Below are 712 nucleotides of genomic sequence, written 5' to 3'. Positions count from 1 at the left end.
AAACTCAAAATAATGCACAGCGCGATAATTTTCCATTGCGCAATCAAAGAGAAAAATAGCTCTTTTAAATCAATGGTGTCTTCAGTTGTTGTTGAATTTTGACTCATGGGTATGCAACTACTTAAAATTAAATATGTGATTTCCAGTCAGACACGTAAGCCTGAATATTACGGCAGGTTTCATCAAAAAACGCTTGATCGTGTTGATAAGGATCAGGCACATTTTTATGTTGCCAATGTCCAAGTCGAAACACTTTACCTTTTGCAAAAGGCCAAGTCTGCTCTAAATGCTTTTGTTGATTTAAGCTCATCACTAAAATTAAATCGGCTTTTTTGATTAAATCACTATTCAGCTTACGCGCTACATGTGGACGCATATCAATATTGAGTACATCCATGCATTGAATCGCTTTAGCATCAGCGCCTTCGCCAATCAAGCCAGAAATTCCTGCTGACTCTATATTAAGCGCTGGGTAAGATTGTTTTAAAAAATACTCTGCCATTGGGCTACGACAAATATTTCCAACACAAACCACTAAGATATTTTGTATTTGCATTCGTGAGTTCGCCTAGTTTTTGCCCAATTGGTCAAAGGTATACAATGCGCTAGAGAATGGTACGATCTGGTTCATAATACGCTGCCAGCGAGTTAATCCAGTTGCATCAATATAGACGATATCATTTTTTTGCATTTGAAATTGATTGGCCAACGC

General features: G+C 37.5%; 2 protein-coding genes and 1 pseudogene. All 3 read right to left on the bottom strand.

Annotated features, from left to right (window positions below):
- Positions 1-107: hypothetical protein (locus JR005_RS15230; RefSeq protein WP_416378511.1), on the bottom strand; the 107-nt coding region annotated here is incomplete at its 3' end.
- 20 nt (positions 108-127) lie between these two features.
- The gene (locus tag JR005_RS04290) at positions 128-556 is read right to left on the bottom strand and encodes a low molecular weight protein-tyrosine-phosphatase (RefSeq protein ID WP_218665618.1); all 429 of its coding nucleotides are present in this window, start codon (positions 554-556) and stop codon (positions 128-130) included.
- Between the two features lie 12 nt (positions 557-568).
- Positions 569-712: pseudogene (locus JR005_RS15225) on the bottom strand (hypothetical protein); the annotation flags it as partial.

Source organism: Acinetobacter sp. Colony158, from assembly GCF_019264745.1.
In the GTDB taxonomy this organism is placed as follows: Bacteria; Pseudomonadota; Gammaproteobacteria; order Pseudomonadales; family Moraxellaceae; genus Acinetobacter; species Acinetobacter ursingii.
This window is presented reverse-complemented; position numbering and strand designations above follow the sequence as displayed.

Bases quoted from the DNA above. Each gene is read 5' to 3' on its own strand.
- JR005_RS04290 (WP_218665618.1), bottom strand. From the start codon at position 556: ATGCAAATACAAAATATCTTAGTGGTTTGTGTTGGAAATATTTGTCGT.